The 20,892-nt window shown below is 58.3% G+C and carries 16 protein-coding genes and 3 tRNA genes; 7 read left to right on the top strand and 12 right to left on the bottom strand.

All coding sequences use genetic code 11. The features are described from left to right. On the bottom strand, positions 1 to 1,479 hold the full coding sequence (gene proS / locus IEX77_RS03700) for a proline--tRNA ligase (protein WP_188807781.1): 1,479 nt from the start codon (positions 1,477 to 1,479) through the stop codon (positions 1 to 3). Positions 1,480 to 1,671: 192 nt separating this feature from the next. After that, positions 1,672 to 2,361, bottom strand: a complete 690-nt coding sequence (locus tag IEX77_RS03695; protein ID WP_188807780.1) for a hypothetical protein — start codon at positions 2,359 to 2,361, stop codon at positions 1,672 to 1,674. A 748-nt stretch (positions 2,362 to 3,109) separates the two neighbouring features. Here IEX77_RS03695 and IEX77_RS03690 point away from each other — a divergent pair. The 4 genes from IEX77_RS03690 (at position 3,110) to nagB (ending at position 7,051) form a co-directional block, all read left to right on the top strand. Further along, positions 3,110 to 4,006 carry a diaminopimelate dehydrogenase gene (locus IEX77_RS03690; protein ID WP_188808017.1) on the top strand — a complete coding sequence of 299 codons (897 nt, stop codon included), beginning with the start codon at positions 3,110 to 3,112 and terminating at the stop codon, positions 4,004 to 4,006. A 36-nt stretch (positions 4,007 to 4,042) separates the two neighbouring features. Beyond that, positions 4,043 to 4,909: a prolipoprotein diacylglyceryl transferase gene (gene lgt, locus IEX77_RS03685; protein WP_188807779.1), complete on the top strand. Its 867-nt coding sequence runs from the start codon at positions 4,043 to 4,045 to the stop codon at positions 4,907 to 4,909. Between the two features lie 96 nt (positions 4,910 to 5,005). Next, a complete protein-coding gene (locus IEX77_RS03680) occupies positions 5,006 to 6,208 on the top strand; it encodes an FprA family A-type flavoprotein (RefSeq protein ID WP_188807778.1) in 1,203 nt (400 codons plus the stop codon). A 57-nt stretch (positions 6,209 to 6,265) separates the two neighbouring features. Further along, positions 6,266 to 7,051, top strand: coding sequence for a glucosamine-6-phosphate deaminase (gene nagB / locus IEX77_RS03675; RefSeq protein ID WP_188807777.1), 786 nt, complete (start codon positions 6,266 to 6,268; stop codon positions 7,049 to 7,051). 95 nt (positions 7,052 to 7,146) lie between these two features. Here nagB and IEX77_RS03670 read toward each other — a convergent pair whose 3' ends face one another. The 10 genes from IEX77_RS03670 to IEX77_RS03625 all read right to left on the bottom strand — a co-directional run bounded on the left by IEX77_RS03670 (position 7,147) and on the right by IEX77_RS03625 (position 15,462). Then, entirely contained in the window at positions 7,147 to 8,406 is a 1,260-nt protein-coding gene (locus tag IEX77_RS03670) for a THUMP-like domain-containing protein (protein WP_188807776.1), read from the bottom strand. A 9-nt stretch (positions 8,407 to 8,415) separates the two neighbouring features. Beyond that, positions 8,416 to 10,917 carry a glycoside hydrolase family 2 TIM barrel-domain containing protein gene (locus tag IEX77_RS03665; RefSeq protein ID WP_188807775.1) on the bottom strand — a complete coding sequence of 834 codons (2,502 nt, stop codon included), beginning with the start codon at positions 10,915 to 10,917 and terminating at the stop codon, positions 8,416 to 8,418. A gap of 177 nt (positions 10,918 to 11,094) precedes the next feature. After that, positions 11,095 to 11,165 (bottom strand) — tRNA-Cys (locus tag IEX77_RS03660). Positions 11,166 to 11,309: 144 nt separating this feature from the next. Continuing rightward, positions 11,310 to 11,382: transfer RNA gene (locus IEX77_RS03655), tRNA-Gly, on the bottom strand. Between the two features lie 21 nt (positions 11,383 to 11,403). After that, a tRNA-Tyr gene (locus tag IEX77_RS03650) sits at positions 11,404 to 11,486 on the bottom strand. 31 nt (positions 11,487 to 11,517) lie between these two features. Then, positions 11,518 to 12,018: a 6,7-dimethyl-8-ribityllumazine synthase gene (gene ribH, locus IEX77_RS03645; RefSeq protein ID WP_044115112.1), complete on the bottom strand. Its 501-nt coding sequence runs from the start codon at positions 12,016 to 12,018 to the stop codon at positions 11,518 to 11,520. A gap of 18 nt (positions 12,019 to 12,036) precedes the next feature. After that, a complete protein-coding gene (locus IEX77_RS03640; protein ID WP_188807774.1) occupies positions 12,037 to 12,726 on the bottom strand; it encodes a tetratricopeptide repeat protein in 690 nt (229 codons plus the stop codon). Between the two features lie 157 nt (positions 12,727 to 12,883). Beyond that, positions 12,884 to 13,969, bottom strand: a complete 1,086-nt coding sequence (locus IEX77_RS03635; protein WP_229770787.1) for a phosphotransferase enzyme family protein — start codon at positions 13,967 to 13,969, stop codon at positions 12,884 to 12,886. 117 nt (positions 13,970 to 14,086) lie between these two features. Continuing rightward, positions 14,087 to 14,665: an outer membrane beta-barrel protein gene (locus IEX77_RS03630; RefSeq protein ID WP_188807773.1), complete on the bottom strand. Its 579-nt coding sequence runs from the start codon at positions 14,663 to 14,665 to the stop codon at positions 14,087 to 14,089. A 218-nt stretch (positions 14,666 to 14,883) separates the two neighbouring features. Next, complete coding sequence (locus IEX77_RS03625) at positions 14,884 to 15,462, bottom strand: outer membrane beta-barrel protein (RefSeq protein WP_188807772.1); 579 nt, start codon at positions 15,460 to 15,462, stop codon at positions 14,884 to 14,886. Between the two features lie 1,075 nt (positions 15,463 to 16,537). On the opposite strand from IEX77_RS03625, the gene IEX77_RS03620 reads away from it, so the two are divergent. From IEX77_RS03620 to lon, 3 genes are all read left to right on the top strand, one after another. Next, on the top strand, positions 16,538 to 17,851 hold the full coding sequence (locus IEX77_RS03620; protein ID WP_229770786.1) for a PSP1 domain-containing protein: 1,314 nt from the start codon (positions 16,538 to 16,540) through the stop codon (positions 17,849 to 17,851). Continuing rightward, positions 17,852 to 18,364, top strand: coding sequence for a hypothetical protein (locus tag IEX77_RS03615; RefSeq protein ID WP_188807771.1), 513 nt, complete (start codon positions 17,852 to 17,854; stop codon positions 18,362 to 18,364). Between the two features lie 70 nt (positions 18,365 to 18,434). Next, a complete protein-coding gene (gene lon, locus IEX77_RS03610) occupies positions 18,435 to 20,888 on the top strand; it encodes an endopeptidase La (RefSeq protein ID WP_188807770.1) in 2,454 nt (817 codons plus the stop codon). The last annotated feature ends 4 nt before the right edge of the window (positions 20,889 to 20,892 follow it).

Below are 20,892 nucleotides of genomic sequence, written 5' to 3'. Positions count from 1 at the left end.
TTAGTAGGCGCGGGCGAAGAGGACACGCTGAGCCGAAGGCTTGCCGGTGACCATGCACTTGCCTGGAGTCTTGTCGCCCTCGAGGGGGATACAGCGGATCGTAGCCTTCGTCTCGGCCTTGATCTTCTCTTCGGTCTCGGGGGTACCGTCCCAGTGGGCGAGGATGAAGCCACCTTCCTCGATCTTCTCCTTGAATTCCTCATAGGTGTCGACCGTGATGGTGTGGCTCTCGCGGTAGTCGAGCGCCTTCTGGTAGATGTTCTGCTGGATCTCGTCGAGGAGCTGAGCGATGTGATCGGCGATGCCGTCGAAGGCGCAGGTCTCCTTGGTGAGCGTGTCACGGCGAGCGACTTCTACGGTACCGTTCTCGAGGTCACGGCCACCGAGGGCCAGGCGTACGGGTACGCCCTTGAGCTCGTATTCGGAGAACTTCCATCCGGGCTTCTTGTTGTCTGCGTCGTCGTAGCGCACACGGATGCCGCGCTTCTTCAGCTCGGCGATGAGGGGCTCGACGTGGCGGCCGATCTCGTCACGCTGCTCGAGCGTCTTGTAGATGGGGACGATGACGACCTGATGAGGGGCGAGCGTTGGGGGGAGGACAAGACCGTTGTCATCGGAGTGGCTCATGATGAGCGCACCCATCAGACGGGTCGATACGCCCCATGAGGTAGCCCATACGAGCTCCTGCTGGCCTTCCTTGTTGGTGAAGGTGACGTCGAAGGCCTTGGCGAAGTTCTGCCCAAGGAAGTGTGACGTACCGCTCTGCAGTGCCTTACCATCCTGCATCAGGGCCTCGATGGTGTAGGTCTCTACGGCACCGGCGAAGCGCTCGTTGGCGCTCTTCACACCGACATGCACGGGGATAGCGAGGAAGTCGCGGGCGAAGTCGGCATAGACATTGACCATGCGTACGGCTTCTTCTTCGGCCTCCTCACGGGTAGCGTGGGCGGTGTGACCTTCCTGCCAGAGGAACTCAGCGGTGCGCAGGAAGAGGCGTGTGCGCATCTCCCAGCGTACGACGTTCGCCCACTGGTTGCAGAGGATGGGCAGGTCACGGTAGGACTGGATCCAGCCCTTGTACGTATTCCAGATAATGGTCTCGGAGGTAGGGCGCACGATGAGCTCTTCCTCGAGCTTGGCCTCAGGGTCGACGACGACGCCCCCGTCGGGGCTGGTCTTCAGGCGGTAGTGGGTGACGACGGCACACTCCTTAGCGAAGCCCTCGACGTGGTCGGCTTCCTTACTGAGGAAGCTCTTCGGGATGAAGAGGGGGAAGTATGCGTTGTAGTGACCTGTTTCCTTAAACATGTCATCGAGCTGGCGCTGCATGCGCTCCCAGATAGCATAGCCGTAGGGCTTGATGACCATACAGCCGCGCACGGCGGCGCTCTCAGCTAAGTCTGCCTTGATGACGAGATCCTGATACCACTGGGAGTAATCCACGCGGCGGGGAGTCAGTTCCTTGAGTTCTTTTGCCATTATGATTATGTGTCGTTATCTATCTCTATGTTTATGAGTTCACAAAGATACGAAAACCAAGGGAGTGGCGGCGGGTAGCGCTCTGTGTCTCACCAGAGGTCAAACCACCTGCGAGGGGGTATGCTATAGCTGACGAGCCAAGCATACCCCCTCACGGGATCAAGTGGAGGACGGATCGGTGTGGGTGTACGCCTATCGCCCTAATGGGTTGGTGAAGACAAGGCCTACGCTGGGATAGACCCCGACATTCGTATTCTTCCCGAGGATGCTCCCTGTGTAGGCATCGGGGCTAAATGTCCCTCGCCAGCCGAAGGTGCTATAGGTGCTCAGCCCTACCTGCAAGCCGATAGCATGATACTGCGATAGGCGGTAGCCCAGTGTCAGGCGGTAGGTGAGCCCTATCCCCCAGGCATTCGCCTTGGTCTCAGCGCGGCTCCCCCATGCTTGTGCTAATCCGTGGGTGTAGGTGACGCCCACGCTGAGACTATTTCGCAGGAGGAAGCTCTGCCTATTGAGTGGGCTTACCTTCGCCCAAGCCAGCCCCACATAGCTCTGCTGGATACGCGTCTCTGCGGATAAGTCAGCGAGTGACCTGCGCCACTGCAAGCCCTGTGCTTCTAAGCCGATGGCCTCCCCTGGCTTGTACTGTAGGAGGACTTGTGCATGTAGGGCGGGACGTAAGCCAAAGTATTCGGACTGATACTTTAAGCCGAAGGGAGAGACATTCATCCCCGTGTTCCACACGGTGGAGAGACCGATCTCGGTCGTCAGGGTAGGCTTCTGTGGCTCTTGAGCTGCTGCGGAGGTCGCTACTACAGACGTAGCGAGGAGCACTCCAGCTAATCTCTTGAAGTTAGTCATAGGGAGTACGAGCTTTCTCATAGGATTGAGTACTATTAGGGTTGGTGGTGAGGTCGCCTTAGGGTGCATAGTCCCATCGGTGTGTGCCGTAGGGATTGGGTGTTCGTATGACTTGTTAACGGCAGGCGGTGCTTGCTTCTCATGGTCCTTCTGGTGGGTGACCTCATAGCGCCTTCAGGAAAGGGAAGTAGTGTATCGTCTGAGAGCGAAGGTAGAGATTTTTCTCACGCAAACGATGGGGGATAGGGTGGAGGTGTGGATTCTCGCCTTTCGGCGGGGTCTGTGGTGTGGCGGAGAAAGCCCTCCCTTTGATACGGCTGTGAGGGGAGAAGTGATGCTGTAATTGGCTTGAAGCAAGCGAGAAAAAGTTGCGGAGGAGTAGGGGAAAAGTTGCAAAGTACTACGCCTATTCTTTCGTCTACGTGCGAGGACTTAAAGACTACGTGCCGAGATGATAGGATTTACGTGCCTAGCCCTAAAATCCACGTGCGTAGACAGCGGAATAGGTGTAGTGCTTTGGGAGAAGTTCTCGCAGCGCTCCAGAGAAGTGCCGTGCTACTTCGCGCCTTTTCCTCTGCTCCCTTGGAGGACTACCTGGTATAGCTCCTCGGAAGGGGGCTGTATGGCTCCCTCGTCGCACCCCTATGGGAGGGTGGTCTGTCGTCGTGGAGTGAGGAGTCAGGGCATAGGGTGGTTTTCGTATCTTTGTAGTTATAATAGATCTACCAATCATTTACTCACCTAAAAAAGCAGAAGAAATATGTCAGAGATAAAGAAGCTACGTGCCGCTGTCGTCGGCTACGGGAACATCGGCCGCTATACCATCGAAGCCCTCGAGGCTGCACCCGACTTTGAGATCGCAGGTGTCGTGCGTCGTGACCCCTCGAATGTCCCCTACGAACTCCGTCCCTACCGCGTCGTCAGCCGCATCGAGGAGCTGGAGGACGTCGATGTAGCTATCCTCTGTACCCCTACGCGTCTGGTAGAGGCCACCGCTCAGCAGATCCTCCCACTGGGCATCCACACGGTCGACAGCTTCGATATCCACACCGATATCCTGCAGCTGCGTAAGAACCTCGGCGAGACCGCTCGTGCTCACGGTGCCGTCTCCGTCATCGCCTCGGGCTGGGACCCAGGGAGTGACTCGGTCGTCCGCACGCTGATGGAGGCTATCGTCCCCAAGGGGATCACCTATACCAACTTCGGCCCAGGCATGAGCATGGGTCACACCGTCGCCGTGAAGGCCGTCGCAGGGGTGCACAAGGCCCTCTCGATGACGATCCCCACGGGCACGGGTATCCACCGCCGTATGGTCTACATCGAGCTGGAGCCTGGCTACAAGGCCGAGGAGGTCATCCAGGCGATCAAGTCGGATGCGTACTTCGTCCATGACGAGACGCACGTCACCGTCGTCGATGACGTCGATCAGCTCATCGACATGGGCCACGGCGTACACATGACTCGCAAGGGCGTCTCGGGCACCACGCAGAATCAGCTCCTCGAGTTCAACATGAAGATCAATAACCCCGCTCTCACCGCTCAGATCCTCGTCGCCGTAGCACGTGCTACGCGCCGTCTGGCTCCTGGCTGCTACACGATGCAGGAGATCCCAGTCATCGACCTGCTCCCTGGTGAGCGCGAGCACTGGATCGGCAAGCTCTGCTAATCCATCATTTCCCCTCTCTCTCAAGCCCTTTAGCCTATGCTTAGTGCCATCACTTGGGACGTCGATCCCGTCATCATAGATATCTTCGGCCGCGGTATCCGCTGGTACGGCCTCCTCTTCGCCCTCGGGCTCCTCATCCTCGGCCCGATGATCGAGGAGCGTATCTGGAAGCGTGAGCGCCTGCCGGAGGCGTGGATGAACTCCCTCTATATCTATGTCGTCCTCGGCACCGTCATCGGGGCGCGACTGGGGCACGTCCTCTTCTACAATCCCTCCTACTACCTCGCCCACCCTGGGGATATCCTCAAGGTATGGGAAGGTGGCTTGGCGAGCCACGGGGGGACCATCGGGATCATCCTCGCCGTATGGATCTACTCGCGCCGTGTGACGAAGAAGTCCATCCTCTGGACGCTCGACCGTCTGGCTGTCCCCACGGGGCTGGCTGCGGCACTCATCCGTATGGGGAATCTGATGAATAGCGAGATCTTCGGCCGCCCGACCGATGCGCCTTGGGGCTTCATTTTCCCTCGCGCCTCGGAGTTCGCTGGCTACGCTGAGCGCGGTATGGCGATCCCCGCCTGCCACCCGACACAGATCTACGAAGCGCTGGCTTACCTCCTCGTCTTTGCCCTGTGTATGTACCTCTACTGGGTGCGTGACGCTGCTCGCCGCTACTCGGGCCTCATCCTCGGCTACTTCCTGACGGGCGTCTTCGGCTTCCGCTTCATCGTCGAGAGCATCAAGAACGTGCAGGAGGCTTGGGAGGTCAATATGGTCGCCAGCTACGGTATCAATATGGGGCAACTGCTTAGCATCCCCTTCGTCGTGGCAGGCATCGCACTCATCGTCTACGCCTACCGCCATCCGCTCAGCCCTGAGCCCTTAGACAAAAAGAAAAGCTAACAACATAGAGGCGCTCCCCGAGTCCTGACGACTGCGGGGGAGCGCCCCTTCCTTGTCTTATCCATACTACTACACCCTATCACTACACTACGGACTATGTACCAAGTACCTCAGATCACTGACTCCGTCTACTACGTCGGCGTGAACGACCGCATGAAAGAGCGCTTTGAGAACGTCTGGTCGATCCCCTCGGGCGTGGCTTACAACGCCTATCTCATCGTAGACGAGAAGACGACCCTCATCGATACGGTCGACGTCTGCTACTCGGATATCTTCTTCCACAAGCTCGACCTCATCCTGCAGGGCCGTCCCGTGGATTATCTGATCATCAACCACATGGAGCCTGACCATGGTGGCTCGATCGGTCTCCTGCGTCAGCGCTACCCCGATATGCAGATCGTGGGGAACAAGAAGACCTTCGATATGCTCAGTGGTTTCCATGGCATCACGACAGGCCTCCACGAGGTCAAGAGTGGCGATGCGCTGCGTATCGGTAGCCATGAGTTCTCCTTCCTGATGGCTCCTATGGTACACTGGCCTGAGGTGATGTTCACCTATGAGCAGTCCAACCGCCTCCTCTTCTCTGCTGATGCCTTCGGCTCCTTCGGTGCGCTGAGTGGTCATATCTTCGATAGCCACCTCACCGACCGCCAGTCCTACCTCGATGAGATGGTGCGCTACTACGCCTGCGTCGTCGGTAAGTACGGCCCCTTCGTCAAGAAGGCGCTGGCCAATATCGACAAGCAGGGCCTCGATATCGAGTATGTATGCCCCTCGCACGGCGTCGTCTGGACGCGTGAGGGCTTCGCTGATGCACGCCGTCTCTACGACCGCCTCTCGAGTAACGAGACCGAGGAGGGGGTCGTCATCCTCTACGGCTCGATGTACGGCAATACCGAGCAGCTGGCCGACATCCTCGCGCAGAGCCTCGCTGCCTCAGGCGTGAAGTCCATCGTCTGTCACAACGTCACCAAGAGCGACCCCTCGGTCATCCTGCGTGATGTCTTCCGCTACCGTGGCCTCATCATCGGTAGCCCCACCTACTGCGGTGAGCTCTTCTCTCCCATAGAGAACCTCATGAACCTCATCCGCATCCGCGACGTCAAGGACCGCATCTATGCGGCCTTTGGCTCCTATGCGTGGGCTCCCGCAGCCCTCAAGCGCCTCCGTCCCTTCGCCGAAGAGATGAAGTGGGAGGCTGTCGGTGAGGGCTTCGAGCTGAAGATGGCGGACCTTCCCTCCGTCATCGGCGCAGCTTGGGACCTCGGCACGCAGATGGCCGAGCGCCTCAAGGCTTAGTCCCCCCCCTAATTCCAATTTGCATATCAATCCATCAAATTTCTAAACACAGATCGCATGCGTCTAATCATCCAGCCCGACTATGTGGGCATCTCCCAGTGGGCAGCGGACTATGTAGTCCAGAAGATCAATGCTGCCGCTCCTACGGCTGCTAAGCCCTTCGTACTTGGTCTGCCCACAGGCTCCTCGCCCCTCGGCATGTATCGTGCCCTGGTGGCTGCTCATCAGGCCGGGCGTGTATCCTTCGAGCACGTCGTCACCTTCAACATGGATGAGTACGTAGGTATCCCCCAGGATCATCCCGAGAGCTACCACACCTTTATGTGGAAGAACTTCTTCAGCCACATCGACATCAAGAAGGAGAACGTACACATCCTCAATGGTAATGCCACCGACCTCGAGGCCGAGTGCGCAGCCTACGAGGAAGCGATCCTCGCCGCTGGTGGTATCGACCTCTTCCTCGGCGGTATTGGTCCCGACGGGCACATCGCCTTCAATGAGCCAGGCTCTTCGCTCTCCTCACGCACCCGTATGAAGACCCTCACCACCGATACCATCATCGCCAACAGCCGCTTCTTCGATGGCGACGTGAACAAGGTGCCTAAGACGGCCCTCACCGTCGGGGTCGGTACCGTCATGGCTGCCCGTGAGGTGCTGATCCTCGTTAACGGTCACGGCAAGGCTCGTGCCCTGCAGCAGGCTGTCGAAGGCTGTGTGAACCAGATGTGGACGATCACCGCTCTGCAGCTCCACCCCAAGGGCATCATCGTTTGTGACGAAGCTGCCTGCATCGAGCTCAAGGTCGGTACGTACAACTACTTCAAGGATATCGAGCGCCTCTAAGGCTCTCGCTCCCCCTAAGCAAACGGCCTCACGCCCCACGACTCTCCTCGGAGTAGTCGTGGGGCGTGAGGCCTTTTGCGTGCTGTCGTGGCGCCTTAGACGCGGCGGCAGCGGATGAGTACGTGCGAACCGTCGGAGGCTGTCGTGCCGAAGAGGGTCTGCTCAGCGCTGTCCTTGATGCGGAGCTTAGCGCGCAGGGCTTCGGGGCGCAGGGGGAAGTTACGGCAGGTGATCTGCGCTGCACCGATCTCTCGTCCGAGTGCCTTGAGCTGGGACGAAGCGAAGGGATAGACCGCCTCGATAGCGAAGACGCGCCCAGGGAAGGGCACTTCGGGCAGCGTGTCTGCCGTGTAGAGGTGGCTATTGAGGTGCAGGGCTTCGAGGCCGTAGACGGCGCCGATACTGCGGTAGAGCCCCGTCTTCATCAGGGCCGCGTGAGGCTCGAAGAGGTAGGCGCGTGGGCTCACGGCATAGCGTAGCTGGGCGCTCTCCTCGTAGTGTAGGGCTTCGGGGAGGATGAAAGCGGGTGTAGGCTGTGTGGGATGGAGGTCTTGAGCGACGAAGGTCACCGCCTCGGGCTTCGCTTCGCTCGTAGCCTCAGCGAGGTCGATGAGGAGGAGAAGCTCCTTGGCTTCGCCACGCACGGAGACGACGTGTAGCTCCCGCACGCCAGCGACCGAGCGGAGCGTATGCACCACATCAAGCATCGGGGAGAGCTTGACGAGAAGGCGGGGGAAGGGGAGGGAGAGCTCATGATAAAGGGTGTGAAGCTCGGGGAGGAGCGTGTGTAGGCTGGGCTCGCAGTCCTCGATGGCGTAGACTCTACGCGTCGTGTCCTCGCCCTCTCTGCGGGCGGGATCGAGGTAGATGAGGGTAGGCTGGTGCGTGGTGATGAGCTCCCGTAGCTGAGGGATCGACTCGCCGTGGATGAGGCTTAGCTTTGCCTCGGGGAGTAGGCGAGGGAGGTTCGCACGTGCTGCTGCGACGAGATCGGCCTGTCGCTCGACGTAGACCCCTTGCCCCGTGACGCTCGTGAGTGCCCAGAAGTCCACGCCGAAGCCCCCCGTAAGATCGATGAGGCGGTCGGTAGGCGTGGCGAAGCGTGCCTTATAGCGGGCGGCTTCTTCGCTCGAGCACTGCTCCAGCGTCAGTGATGAGGGAAGGAAAACCCCAGCCGTGTGCCAGCTGGGGAGCTTCCTTCGGAGGGCTGACTCTGCCGTCAGCTGCAGGGCAAGCGCAGTGCGCTCCTCGCGAGAGAGTGATCCTTTGCCGAGGAGGATCCTATCGGGGGATGTGCCCCGATAGGTCTCCTGCAGCGAGAGGATATGGTGTATGAAGTCGAGCTGTAGCGACACGACGGGTGGCTACTTCGTGACTTGGATGCGGATCTTAGCCGTGGGCAGACCCTTCGCTGAGACGGAGAGGATAGCTTCGCCAGCCTTCTCACCGCTCTGTACGAGGGCTACGAGCTGACCACTGAAGGCGTGGTGCTGGGGCAGGTGGAAGGCATCGAGTGAGGCGGGATTGCCCGACGCCGCAGCGCGGAAGGAGCCTGCGCCCGTGACCTTGAACTGCAGGAGGCGTGCGTCATCAGGGATGAGGTTGCCGTCCTTGTCTACGACACGTACCGTGACGAAGGCGATATCCTTGCCGTCGGCAGTGATGCTCGTGCGGTCAGCGATGAGCTCAAGGTGATGGGGACGACCAGCGGTGCGGACGACCTGCTCGGCGACAGCCTTACCAGACTTGTCGTAGGCAACGACCTTGACTTCACCTGGCTCGTATTTCGTGTCCATCCACATCAGGCGGTAGCGCTTCTGGCGGGTGAAGGCCTCTTGGCTCTCCTTGTTCTCCGTAGCGTCGATGGTGATGCTGGTATCCTTCTTCTGGCGACCCTGGCTCTTGCCGTTGATGAAGAGCTCAGCCTCGGGGTGGTTGGTGTACACGAAGATGGGGGTTACCTGGCCTTCGCGCCCAGGCCACGTCCAGTGGGGGAGGATGTGAAGCGTCTCAGCGTCCTTGTTCCAGTGGCTGCGGTAGAGATAGAAGCGATCCTTGGGGATACCTGCCAGGTCGATAGCACCGAAGAGCGAGGAGTGGCTGGGCCATTCGCTGTAGTAGGGGGTAGGCTCACCGAGGTAATCGATACCCGTCCAGATGAATTCGCCCATGCTCCAGCTGAGGTCATCCTGACGGATGAAGTCATCCTCGGGGAGGTTGCTCCAGCCGCAGTGCTCGACGTCGTAGCCCGAAGACTGATGGTCGGGGTACTTCGCCATGCTCTTGCGTACGACGGGGAACTTATACACACCGCGCGAGCTCACCGTGGAGCAGGTCTCGGAGCCGAGGAGGAAGCCCTGCGGCAGGACCTTGTGTGCGGTGTCGTAGAGGAAGGGACGGTAGTTGAAGCCCGGGATATCAAGGGTACCAGCCATACCGCTCTTCAGCACGCCGAGGGGATTGTCCATGCCGTTGGTGACGGGGCGCGTGGGGTCTTCGCGGTGGCAGATCTCCTGCAGGCGGTAGGCGAGCTTAGCACCTTCGAGGCTGGGCTGCTCGGGGACTTCGTTCCCGATGCTCCACATGATGACCGAGGGGCTGTTGCGGAACTGGTGGATGAGGTTCGTGAGGTCACGCTCATGCCACTCGTTGAAGTCCAGGTTGTAGCCGTTGGGCACCTTGGGCTGGGCCCATGAGTCGAAGCTCTCGGCCATCAGAGGCATACCCATCTCGTCGCAGAGACGGACGAACTCAGGTGCGGGCATGTTGTGTGAGGTGCGGATGGCATTGACGCCCATGTCCTGCATCTGGCGGATCTGGCGGCGCATAGCAGCCTCGTTGACAGCGGCACCGAGAGGGCCAAGGTCGTGGTGGAGGCAAGCGCCTTGGAACTTCAGCTTACGGCCGTTGAGGAAGAAGCCTTCGCCCGCCTTCAGCTCGATGGAGCGGATACCGAAGGTCGTGGTATCGCGGTCGAGTACACGTCCGCCATCGCTTAGCTCGACGACATACTTGTAGAGGTGAGGCTGGTCGATGTCCCAGAGCTGGGGGCTCTGGAGCTCGAAGCCCGTATGGCAGAGGTGTTCAGCACTAGAGCTCTGGATCTCCTCTTCGCACTGTGCGACGACCTTGCCAGCAGGGGAGAGGAGCTGGGTCGTCACCTGCAGAGGACGGCCAGCGAGCGAGCTCATCCCTGCGATGCGTGTACGGACATCCACATAGGCGTGGCTTGCCTTGGCTGTGGGGGTCTGGATCTGTGTGCCCCAGAGAGGGACGTAGACGGGGGAGGTGATGGTGAGGTGCACGTTGCGGTAGAGCCCTGCGCCAGGGTACCAGCGGCTGCTCTCGTGCTTGTTCTCCAGGCGGACAGCAAGCGTGTTGCTTGCGCCGGGACGAACGTATGGGGTGATGTCGAAGGCAAACGTGTTGTAGCCATAGGGCCAGTAGCCGACCTCCTTGCCGTTGACGTAGACGCGGGCGTGGCTCATCGCGCCATCGAAGCGGAGGAAGACACGGCGGTCACCGAGGTCTTGAGGGATGTCCAAGCTGCGGCGGTACCAGCCAACCCCTACGAAGGGAAGGCCACCGGTACGACCAGCATGCTCCATAGCTTCCTTCTGACCATCCTGTGCGATAGCCAGATGCTGCTTGTCGTTCTCAAAGCTAAAGGGCCCGTAGATCGCCCAGTCGTGGGGGACGGTGACACGGCTCCACTTGCTGTCGTTGTAGTCGGGGGTGGAGAAGGAAGCCTGGTCCTGGCGGGTGAAGCGCCACCCCTTCTCGAGGAGGAGCTCAGAGCGCTGGGCCTGTAGCTGGTGGCTGAGGGCGGCACATAGCGCAAGGGTACATGCGGATAGTCGCTTCATGTGAGATGAGTATCTGTATTTCTATATAATAATGTACATGGAGAGAAGATGCGCCCAGAGTGGGCACGATCTCAAAAGTCAAAGATAAGCAAAAAGCCCCGACCCCACCGCCCGTATGCCCTGCGGCTAAAAGCAGAGAGCTCCGCCATCCTGTCGGATAGCGGAGCTCTACTTCTGAGGTTCCTGGCGGAATCGAACCGCCGTAAACGGTTTTGCAGACCGGTGCCTAACCACTCGGCCAAGGAACCCTGTGTGGTTTGCGCTTGCAAAGTAACTAAATTCCTCTCACATACACAAGCCTGTGGCGCCGAGTCCTGTGCTCGGGGCGGTATAAAAAGCAAGATGCGCATCTCAGAGAGACGCGCATCTTATAGCTTGCTTAGTCAGCGTAGAGCGGAAGACGGGGCTCAAACCCGCGACCCTTAGCTTGGAAGGCTAATGCTCTATCAACTGAGCTACTTCCGCATTCCTGATGACGGAAAGGAGTGGGCAGTGATGGATTCGAACCACCGAAGGCGTAAGCCAGCTGAGTTACAGTCAGCCCCATTTGGCCACTCTGGTAACTGCCCTTACCTGTTCTTTGCAGTGCAAAGGTACAAACTATTTCTGAACTGTGCAAATGGGACGGCACATCTTCAGTGCGGTCTCCGCTGCTTCGGCTCCCTTGTTGCCCAAGCGACCGCCTGCTCGCTCCTCAGCCTGCTCCATCGTTTCGGTCGTCAGGACGCCGAAGATGACGGGTGCAGGAGTCGTGCGGAAGCCAGTGATAGTCATGTTCAGCTGGGATATGCCGAAGGTCACACCCTGACAGATGTAGTCGAAGTGAGGGGTATCCCCACGGACGACACAGCCGATAGCGATGACGGCATCCACACCGTCGTTCAGCAAGCGAGCCGAAGCGTTGACGAGCTCGAAGGCCCCTGGTACACGGAAGACCGTGATCTTCTTTACCTCTTGCTTGCGGAGCACTTCGAGAGCGCCCTCGAGCAGGGGTTCAGTGATGTTGTTGTTCCACTCCGCTACAGCGATGCCGATGTGTAGCCCTTCCCCAGAGGGGACGGGGCTGTAGTGGAGGGATTGGATATGGTCTATCGTAGACATAGTCTATGTGCGAGCGGACTACTTGCCCTGAGCCTGAGCACGCAGGAGGTCAGCCTCTACGCTTTCTGCTTCGGGGGTGGTGTAGTACTTCGTCTTGACCTCGTTGTAGAGGGCGATAGCCTTGTCGTACTTGCCGAGCTTCTCGTAGACGTGACCAGCCTTGATGAGGCAGCTGGGAGAGATCGCATCGCTGGAAGCAGCCTTAGCAGCAGCTTCGTAGCTCTTGACAGCTTCTTCGAGCTTGCCGAGCTGTACGAGGCAGTCACCGATCATGCGCTGTACCGAGGGAGCGACGACGGTCTCATCAGCGGAGAACTTCTTCAGCTCAGCCAGTGCTTCCTGATACTTACCCTGGTCATAGAGGCAGATACCGCTATAGGCGTGAGCGAGGTTCGCTGCGTCCGTACCGGAGAAGTTCTTGGCGATAGCTTCGAAGCCTGGCGCACCAGCACCCTGACCCTTGAGGGCGAGGCTGTCCTGCCCAGCGATGAAGCTGTCTTCAGCTACGAACATCTGTGCGGTAGCCTTCTCAGCCTTAGGGACTTGGACGAAGCGGTGGTAAGCGAAGATGCCGAGAGCGACGATGACGACAGCCGCTACTGCGATGATGATCTTCTTGCCGTGGCGCTCGAAGAAGAGTTCACCCTTCAGTACCTTCTCATCGATGGTGTCGAGGGCGTCGTGCTCTGGGAGCTCGTGATGTGACATACGTATTTATCTTATTTGTTGTTGGTTATTCCGCTATATCAGTGGGGCAAAGATACGACTTTTCATGCAACCTGACACGCCCCACCCAGAGCCCTGCAGCTCGCTGGGAGTGCGGGGCTCTGGGTGGCTCTATACATTATAATATATAGGGGGGGGCTTACTGCAGCAGGGCCTCCATCTCGGCTGCCTTCTCCTCGAGGCACTCGAGGTAGCGGAGCTGAGCGCGTGTGCGCTGGAGGTTGTGCTTGGGAGAGTGGATCTTGAAGTAGGTGTCTCCGTTGAGGTAGTCGACGAGGAAGCGCACCGTCTGCATATAGGTCATCAGGCGACCACCGTAGGCGATGAGGCTACGCTCGGTGGGCGTGAGGAACTTACCCGCTGTGGAGAGGTAGCCCTCGACGAAGGCCTTGTATATCTCCATGTTCACGCCGATCTTCGAGAGGTCTGCTTCATCTTCGGGAGCGAAGTTCACGCCCGTACGGATGAAGTCACCCACGTCGCTGAGGATGAAGCCTGGCATGACGGTATCCCAGTCGACGACGCAGAGTACAGCACCCGACTTATCGAAGAGGACGTTGTCGACCTTCGTGTCGCAGTGGATGGTGCGCTTGGGGAGCTTGCCCTCAGCGTAGAGCTTCTCCTGGAGGAGCATCGAGTCAGCACGGCGGTCGATCTCAGCGAGGATGTCCTGCACTTCGGCGACGCGGCCAGCGGCATCCTGAGCGATAGCGTCGCGGAGCTGCTGCAGGCGGAAGGGCATGCTGTGGAAGTTCTCAATGGTCTCACCAAGACGACCCTCGGGGATGACGGAGAGGATTTCTTCGAACTGACCGAAGGCGGCACCAGCATAGCGGGCGGCCTTGGGGGTGAGCTCGCTCATGCTCATGCTCTCGGGGATGAAGCGGCAGACGCGCCAGTAGTTCTCCCCGTCGTGGTAGTAGTTCTTCTCGGGCTCCTCGAGGTTGGGGTAGAAGTAGAGGTACTTACGCTCTGCTTCGGGATCACCTTCGGCTTCGAGGCGCTCACGCATCGTGTCGGATACGATAGCGACATTGCGCTGCAGGACTTCGATGCGGGGGAAGACGAGGTGGTTCACACGCTGCAGGATCCAGCGTGGTGTCCCTTCACGGTCAGAGACTACGTAGGTGTCGTTGATATGGCCATTGCCAAAAGGCTTCATCTCCCCGATCTCAGCAGTGGAGATGAACTTGCTGATAATATGCTCCATATTAGGATGATTCATTTGTAGGTAACGACAAAGATATACAAAAAGCCTATCCCCACGCCAGCGGACTGACGTGGGGATAGATGTATTTAGGCGAGGTCTCAGCGACCTCTACCCTTAGCGGGTGGCTCGCTCTTAGAAGCGGAGGCCTACGCCGGCGAAGAACGAAGCGTTCTTATAGCTGGTGTTAGCGATGTTGTTCTTGAGGGCATTGACCATACCGATGTCGGTACCGACACGGAGGTAGACCTTGCTGAATTCAAGAGCGGCAGAGGCGTTCAGACCCATATCGAAGCGCTTGTAGATGCCGGCCTTGAAGGCATCGAGCTTACCCGTGGTAGAGAGACCGTAGGCGAAGTAGGGGCCAGCTTCGACAGATACAGCGAAGTTCTCGCTGAAAGGTACGCGGATACCGAGGTCTACGGGTACGCTGATGTAGTTGAGACCGTAGCCATCTTCAGAGATGTACTTGAAGCCTTCCTGGCGGAACGTCACCCCAGGAGCGAGGTAGACGCCAGAGGCGAGCCCGACTTCGGCAGCAAGGCCGGCGCGGAAGCCCAAGCGGACTTTAGATTCGGGGGTGGCACCTACTACCTTATGGACGCCACTTGCGAAGTTAGCGCCTACTTCGATACGAGGATGGACTTCTGTCTGAGCTTGAGCGGAGAGGACGCCTGCAACGAGAGCGAAGGCGGCGAAAAATAGCTTCTTCATATTCGTGTCTATTTGTGTGGTGAATTACGGCACTATAGCGACAGAGTATAGTGGGCCGTAGGATTAAAGATAAATGTGCTTCATATCGCGTATATACAAAGGTACAAAAAAAGCCTATTCCCTCAAAAAGCCTATCCCCACGCCAGCGGACTGACGTGGGGATAGGTGTATTTAGGCCAGGTCTTTTGCGACCGGTGCCCTTAGCGGATGGCTCGCTCTTAGAAGCGGTAACCTACGCCAGCGAAGAACGAAGCGTTCTTGTAGCTGGTGTTAGCGATGGGGTCCTTGAGAGCGTTGACCAGACCGATATCGGTACCGAGACGGAGGTAAACCTTGCTGTATTCGATAGCAGCAGAAGCGTTCAGGCCCATGTCGAAGCGCTTGTAAGCACCAGTCTTGAAGGCATCGAGCTTACCCGTGGTAGAGAGACCGTAGGCGAACGAAGGACCAGCTTCTACAGATACAGCGAGGTTGTCGCCGAGACCTACGCGGATACCGAGGTCAACGGGTACGCTGATGTAGTTGAGGCCGTAGCCATTGCCGTTGTCATACTTGTAGCCTTCCTGACGGAACGTTACACCAGGAGCGAGGTAGACACCAGAAGCGAGTTCGATTTCGGCAGCAACGCTGGCGCGGAAGCCGGTGCGGACCTTAGAGTCAGCGGTGACGCTACCTACCTTGCTGATACCACGAGCAAAGTTAGCACCTACTTCGATACGAGGGTTGATGGCCGTCTGAGCCTGAGCAGAGAGCACGCCTGCAACGAGAGCGAAGGCGGCAAAAAATAGCTTCTTCATATTCGTTTCTTTCTATGTTAGAGACCACGGCAACATGCCGAAGTCGAGCTGCAAAATTAGAGATATTTAACGAATGTGCAAATATTCTTCAATTATTCAGCCTCGGATAAAACGCATCCTGATGCTGGTATCGTATATATGGGAAGTCGCTGGAGGAGCTTTTCTGCCGAGAAAAGAGCACCCTATGTAGCGTGCGTGTGTATGCACCTTTGCGAGGGGTGAAAAGTGACCAGTACTGGTCGCCGATCGGAGTAGTACTGGTCAGCGCGCGAACCAGTACTGGTCACTGATGCGTAGTAGTACTGGTCGGATGAATGACCAGTACTGGTTGCTTTTCGCCTCCCCTTATCTGCTGGTTTTAGAGTGTGCTTCGTATGGGTAGAGTTATATAGGATGGTGAAGAAAGCTATATAGCTTTGGAACAATTTCTATATAGCTTTCGGTGCGAAGCTATATAGCATTGTGCAGTGACCTATATTCGGTTGTTGCTCCGCGTAGGGATAAAAGTTATGGACGAGTGGTAGATAACTTTGGACTACGTACGTGGCTCTAATATCTACGTACGTGGATATTTGGACTGACGTGCCTGGTCTTTAAGACTACGTGCGTAGGCAGAGGAAAAGCACTACGTGAAGGCGCTTTTTTCTTCACGAGAATGGTACTTTTCCTTCCGCTGGATAAGAAAAATACTCGCTATAAGGTGAAGGGCTTGTGTATCTCTTCGGTGAGGTATATAGGGGAGCTATATTGACGATCAGTCGCTTATGCCTCGATATGGTAGCCGTGCGCTGGGCCGGAAAGGGCTCGAAGGGCAGAATTTGAGTACCTTTGTTTGGGTGCTTATACATCCGTGGAGGTGGTTAGCTTGGGCTTCGGTGATAGAGAAGCCCCTTTCTGTGAGCCCTATTGTCGGGCTGCAGAGCGACTTCCTCCACCCATAGAGCACCACCTTTCCGTAGGAACCCTCCGCCGGCGAGTCCTTCGCCTCTCGGAGTGTCTCCGATACATTATATATATATAGGGAGAGCAGATGTCAAAGCGTGGCCTTGCTCCCCCGCAAGCGAAACGATAATCAATGGACTATAAGACCACAACGGCCAATCTCGGCTGCTGTGCGATGACCCCCGGAGGCTGTGAAGGCTGTGACAGGAACCAGATGAGCTCCTATGACTGGCTGAACGATATCCCCGAGTCACTGCAGAGCTCCGACTTGGTCGAAGTGCAATTCAAGAATACCCGCAAGGGCTACTATCTCAATACTGAGCGAATCGACCTCTATAAAGGCGATATCGTCGCCGTCGAATCGACGACGGGTCACGACATCGGCGAGGTGACCCTCACTGGTAAGCTCGCTGAGCTGGCGATGAAGAACCATCGCTATCGCCCCGACAAGGGTGAGTTCCTCCACGTCTACCGCGTCGCCCGCCCTGGTGACCTCGAGCGCTGGGAGGAAGCCAAGCGCCGTGAAGAGCCGACGATGATCCAGGCTCGACAGATCGCCTCTTCGCTGGGCCTCGATATGAAGATCGGGGACGTCGAATATCAGGGCGATGGCAACAAGGCGATCTTCTACTACATCGCTGACGGGCGTGTGGACTTCCGCCAGCTCATCCGTGTGCTCGCAGATACCTTCCACGTACGCATCGAGATGAAGCAGATCGGCGCTCGCCAAGAGGCTGGTCGCATCGGGGGTATCGGCCCCTGTGGCCGTCAGCTCTGCTGCTCCTCGTGGATGACGACCTTCTCCTCGGTGAGTACGGGGGCTGCCCGTGTACAGGATATCACGATGAATCCGCAGAAGCTCACGGGGCAGTGTGGGAAGATCAAATGCTGTATGAACTTCGAGGTCAATGCCTATGCCGAAGCTCAGCGCAGCCTGCCCGACCGTGAGGTCGTCCTCGAGACCAGCTCCGACAGCTACTATCACTTCAAGACCGACCACTTCCAGCGTCAGGTCACCTATAGCACGGTGCGCAATGCGCCGGTACGTCTGGTGACGATCTCCGCCGAGCGCGCCTTTGAGGTCATCAGCCTCAACCGCCGTGGCGAGCGCCCCGAGCACCTCGAGGCCGATGCAGGCGAAGAGCGTCGCTCCTCGCGCTCCAGCGATATCCTTGCCGACAACAGTCTGACGCGCTTCGACAGAGAGCGCCGTGGTGGTCGCCGTGGTGGCGACTCTCGTGGTGGCCGTCGTAGCGGTGACCAAGGCGCTCGCCGTGAGCGCTCGGCTCGCCCCAGTGATGAGGCGGGTAGGGGTAATAGCGGAGAGCGTCCACAGGTACGGCAGTTCCGTAGCCCTCGCACTCCTCGCACGGAGTCCACAGGTGAGGGTGGGCAGCAACGTATCCGCCGTCCACGTCCCGAGACCTCAGCCGAAGACAAGGGATAGATGCGCACCCCTTCACTACATTATTATATAGGGCGTCCACTACGGCGTGCACTCCTCGGCCTCTCCCTCCTACTCCCCCTCGTGGGGTGTCAGCAGGAGACGGGTGGAGCGAGGGATTACTATGCCTTCGAGCAGCCCGCTGGTGGCGTGTGGAAGCCCCGCACGACCTATAGCTTTGATCTCCTCTTCCCCGATCGCACGACGACCTTCACTGGTGAGATCGTCCTGCGTATGGATAGCCGTCTCGACCGCCCTCGAGCGCGTATGGAGGTAAGGCTCCGACAGGATGAGACGATCCTGCGACGCGACACACTGCAGGTAGACTTCGCTGCGACGGCTGGAGATTGGAAGCGCCCAGGGGCGCTGTACCACGAGTTCGTCCTGCCTTTGGCACGCCCTTTGCAAGCTCCTTACACTGGCCTCTTCTCTCTGGAGGTGCGTCCGCTGGATACCATCCCCCTCAGTGGGGTGGCTGCTATCGGGCTACACACCGCAGAGCTACGGGCCGAGTAGTAGCTGTAATTTAGATATAGGCGGTAGGGGAATATGCCCCGACGACCGCCTCCATACCTCTACACATAGAATGAGCAAACAAAATAAATCTGACGAAATGTCACCCGAAGAACTGCAAGCACTGTCCCTGCCCATATTGGGTACCTACGAGGAGGATGAGACCTTCGCACTTAAGCCCGAGGAGCAGGCCAAGGAGTTCCCCCTCATTGCCCTGCGCAATATGTCCATCTTACCTGGTACGGTGGTGCCCATCCTCGTGGGCCGCAGGAAGTCGATGCAGGTCATCCGACAGTCAGAGATACGTGAGCGCTGCTTCGGTGTCGTCACCCAGCGTGACGCCAATGTCGAGGATCCCCAGCTCAGCGACCTCTTCACGGTAGGTACTATCGTCGAGGTCTCCCAGATCGTCGAGCTGCCCACGGGTGAGCTCTCTGCCATCCTTCGTGGTCGTCAGCGCTTCAGTCTCCAGCACCTGACCATGGACGATCCCTATCTCATGGGGCGTGTCCACCTGCTCGAGGATAGCCTCCCCGCAGCGGATAAGGAAGAGGAGTACAAGGTGACGGTGGAGCTCATTCATGAGCGCCTCTTAGGGCTCTTGGATCGTCTGGCGCCGAATGCACCCAATGGCTTCCGCGACACGATCCGTGGGCTGAAGAATCGCGCTTATATCGTTCATCTGGCAGGCTCACTCCTCCAGCTCAGCATGGAGGATCGTCAGAAGCTCCTCGAGATGGATAGTATCTACGACCGTGCGGTCTATGTGCTCGGTCGTCTGCATGACCAGATCTCCGAGTCCTCGCTGCGTGAGGAGATCCTCAACCGCACGCGCCGTGAGATGGATCAGCAGCAGCGTGAGTACTTCCTCCAGCAGCAGATGCGTACCATCCAGGAGGAGCTCGGCACTGGCCCCAGCGCCGATGACGAGATCGAAGAGCTTCGCAAGAAGGGCAAGGAAAAGCTCTGGAGCGAAGCCGTCGCTGAGATCTATGAGAAGGAGCTTCGCAAGGCCGAGCGCCTCAATCCGCAGAGCCCCGACTTCTCGATCCAGATGCAGTATCTGCGCACGATCCTCGAGCTGCCTTGGGGTGTCTTCAGTCAGGATAACTTCGACCTCAAGGGCGCGAAGGAGATCCTTGACCGCGAGCACTATGGCCTCGACCGCGTCAAGGAGCGTATCCTCGAGCACCTGGCGGTACTGAAGCTCAAGGGCGATATGAAGTCCCCCATCCTCTGCCTCTATGGCCCTCCAGGGGTAGGTAAGACCTCCCTCGGGCGTAGCATCGCAGAGAGCCTCGGACGTAAGTACGTGCGTATCTCCCTCGGTGGGGTGCATGATGAGGCTGAGATCCGCGGTCACCGTCGTACCTACATCGGTGCGATGAGCGGGCGTATCATACAGAGCCTGCAGAAGGCTGGCACGTCGAACCCCGTCTTCGTCCTCGACGAGATCGACAAGCTCGCTGACGACCACAAGGGCGACCCCGCATCGGCTCTCTTGGAAGTCCTCGACCCCGAGCAGAATACCGCCTTCCACGATAACTATCTCGACATCGACTACGACCTCTCGAAGGTCCTCTTCATCGCTACGGCGAATAATATCTCTGCCATCCCCTCCGCCCTGCGTGACCGTATGGAGCTCATCGAAGTCACGGGCTACATCGCAGAGGAGAAGCTGAAGATCGCCGAGCAGCACCTCGTACCCAAGGAAGCCAAGGAGCACGGGCTCAAGGTGGAGGATATCCACTTCGCCCCCGGTGCTCTCGATCTCATCATCGAGGAGTACACTCGTGAGAGCGGCGTGCGCTCCCTGACGAAGCAGATCGCTGCTGTCATGCGTAAGCTCGCTTGGGCTACCGCAGCCGAGGAGCAGCTCCCCGAGTCCATCACCCCCGAGCTCGTACGTGAGTACCTCGGCAAGACCGTCTATTCGCGCGACAAGTATCAGGGCAACGAGCACGCAGGTGTCGTCGTCGGTCTGGCCTGGACCAGCGTCGGTGGGGAGATCCTCTTCGTCGAGAGCAGCCTTCAGCCAGGGCAGTCGGGTAAGCTCATCCTCACCGGTAGCCTCGGTGATGTGATGAAGGAGTCCGCTACCATTGCCCTCAGCTATATCCGCGCTCACGCTACCCAGCTCGGCGTCGACCTCGAGGCGCTCAAGGATCAAGAGATCCACATCCACGTACCCGAGGGCGCTATTCCCAAGGATGGCCCCAGCGCAGGTATCACGATGGTCACCTCGCTTGTCTCCGCTATGACCCGCCGCCGTGTGCGTGCCCACCTGGCGATGACCGGGGAGATCACCCTGCGTGGTAAGGTCCTGCCCGTCGGTGGTATCAAGGAGAAGATCCTCGCTGCTAAGCGCTCAGGCATCACGGATATCATCCTCTGCCGTGAGAACGAGAAGGATATCCTTGAGATCAACGAGCATTATCTCGAGGGGCTGAACTTCCACTATGTGGACGAGATCACCGAGGTCCTTGACTTCGCTCTGCTCGACGAAATCGTGGATAAGGCAAAGTAGACTA

The sequence above is a fragment of the Porphyromonas pasteri genome (genome assembly GCF_014647755.1).
Classification (GTDB): domain Bacteria; phylum Bacteroidota; class Bacteroidia; order Bacteroidales; family Porphyromonadaceae; genus Porphyromonas; species Porphyromonas pasteri.
The sequence above is the reverse complement of the archived record's forward strand: the minus strand, read 5'-3'. Positions and strand labels throughout refer to the sequence as shown.

What these genes read in the sequence shown, in the direction of transcription:
- IEX77_RS03615 (WP_188807771.1), top strand. Translation starts at nt 17,852, where the DNA reads ATGCGCACCCCTTCACTACATTATTATATAGGGCGTCCACTACGGCGT.
- IEX77_RS03665 (WP_188807775.1), bottom strand. Translation starts at nt 10,917, where the DNA reads ATGAAGCGACTATCCGCATGTACCCTTGCGCTATGTGCCGCCCTCAGC.
- IEX77_RS03695 (WP_188807780.1), bottom strand. Translation starts at nt 2,361, where the DNA reads ATGAGAAAGCTCGTACTCCCTATGACTAACTTCAAGAGATTAGCTGGA.
- IEX77_RS03635 (WP_229770787.1), bottom strand. Translation starts at nt 13,969, where the DNA reads ATGAATCATCCTAATATGGAGCATATTATCAGCAAGTTCATCTCCACT.
- ribH (WP_044115112.1), bottom strand. Translation starts at nt 12,018, where the DNA reads ATGTCTACGATAGACCATATCCAATCCCTCCACTACAGCCCCGTCCCC.
- proS (WP_188807781.1), bottom strand. Translation starts at nt 1,479, where the DNA reads ATGGCAAAAGAACTCAAGGAACTGACTCCCCGCCGCGTGGATTACTCC.
- IEX77_RS03620 (WP_229770786.1), top strand. Translation starts at nt 16,538, where the DNA reads ATGGACTATAAGACCACAACGGCCAATCTCGGCTGCTGTGCGATGACC.
- IEX77_RS03640 (WP_188807774.1), bottom strand. Translation starts at nt 12,726, where the DNA reads ATGTCACATCACGAGCTCCCAGAGCACGACGCCCTCGACACCATCGAT.
- nagB (WP_188807777.1), top strand. Translation starts at nt 6,266, where the DNA reads ATGCGTCTAATCATCCAGCCCGACTATGTGGGCATCTCCCAGTGGGCA.
- lon (WP_188807770.1), top strand. Translation starts at nt 18,435, where the DNA reads ATGAGCAAACAAAATAAATCTGACGAAATGTCACCCGAAGAACTGCAA.
- IEX77_RS03630 (WP_188807773.1), bottom strand. Translation starts at nt 14,665, where the DNA reads ATGAAGAAGCTATTTTTCGCCGCCTTCGCTCTCGTTGCAGGCGTCCTC.
- IEX77_RS03680 (WP_188807778.1), top strand. Translation starts at nt 5,006, where the DNA reads ATGTACCAAGTACCTCAGATCACTGACTCCGTCTACTACGTCGGCGTG.
- IEX77_RS03625 (WP_188807772.1), bottom strand. Translation starts at nt 15,462, where the DNA reads ATGAAGAAGCTATTTTTTGCCGCCTTCGCTCTCGTTGCAGGCGTGCTC.
- lgt (WP_188807779.1), top strand. Translation starts at nt 4,043, where the DNA reads ATGCTTAGTGCCATCACTTGGGACGTCGATCCCGTCATCATAGATATC.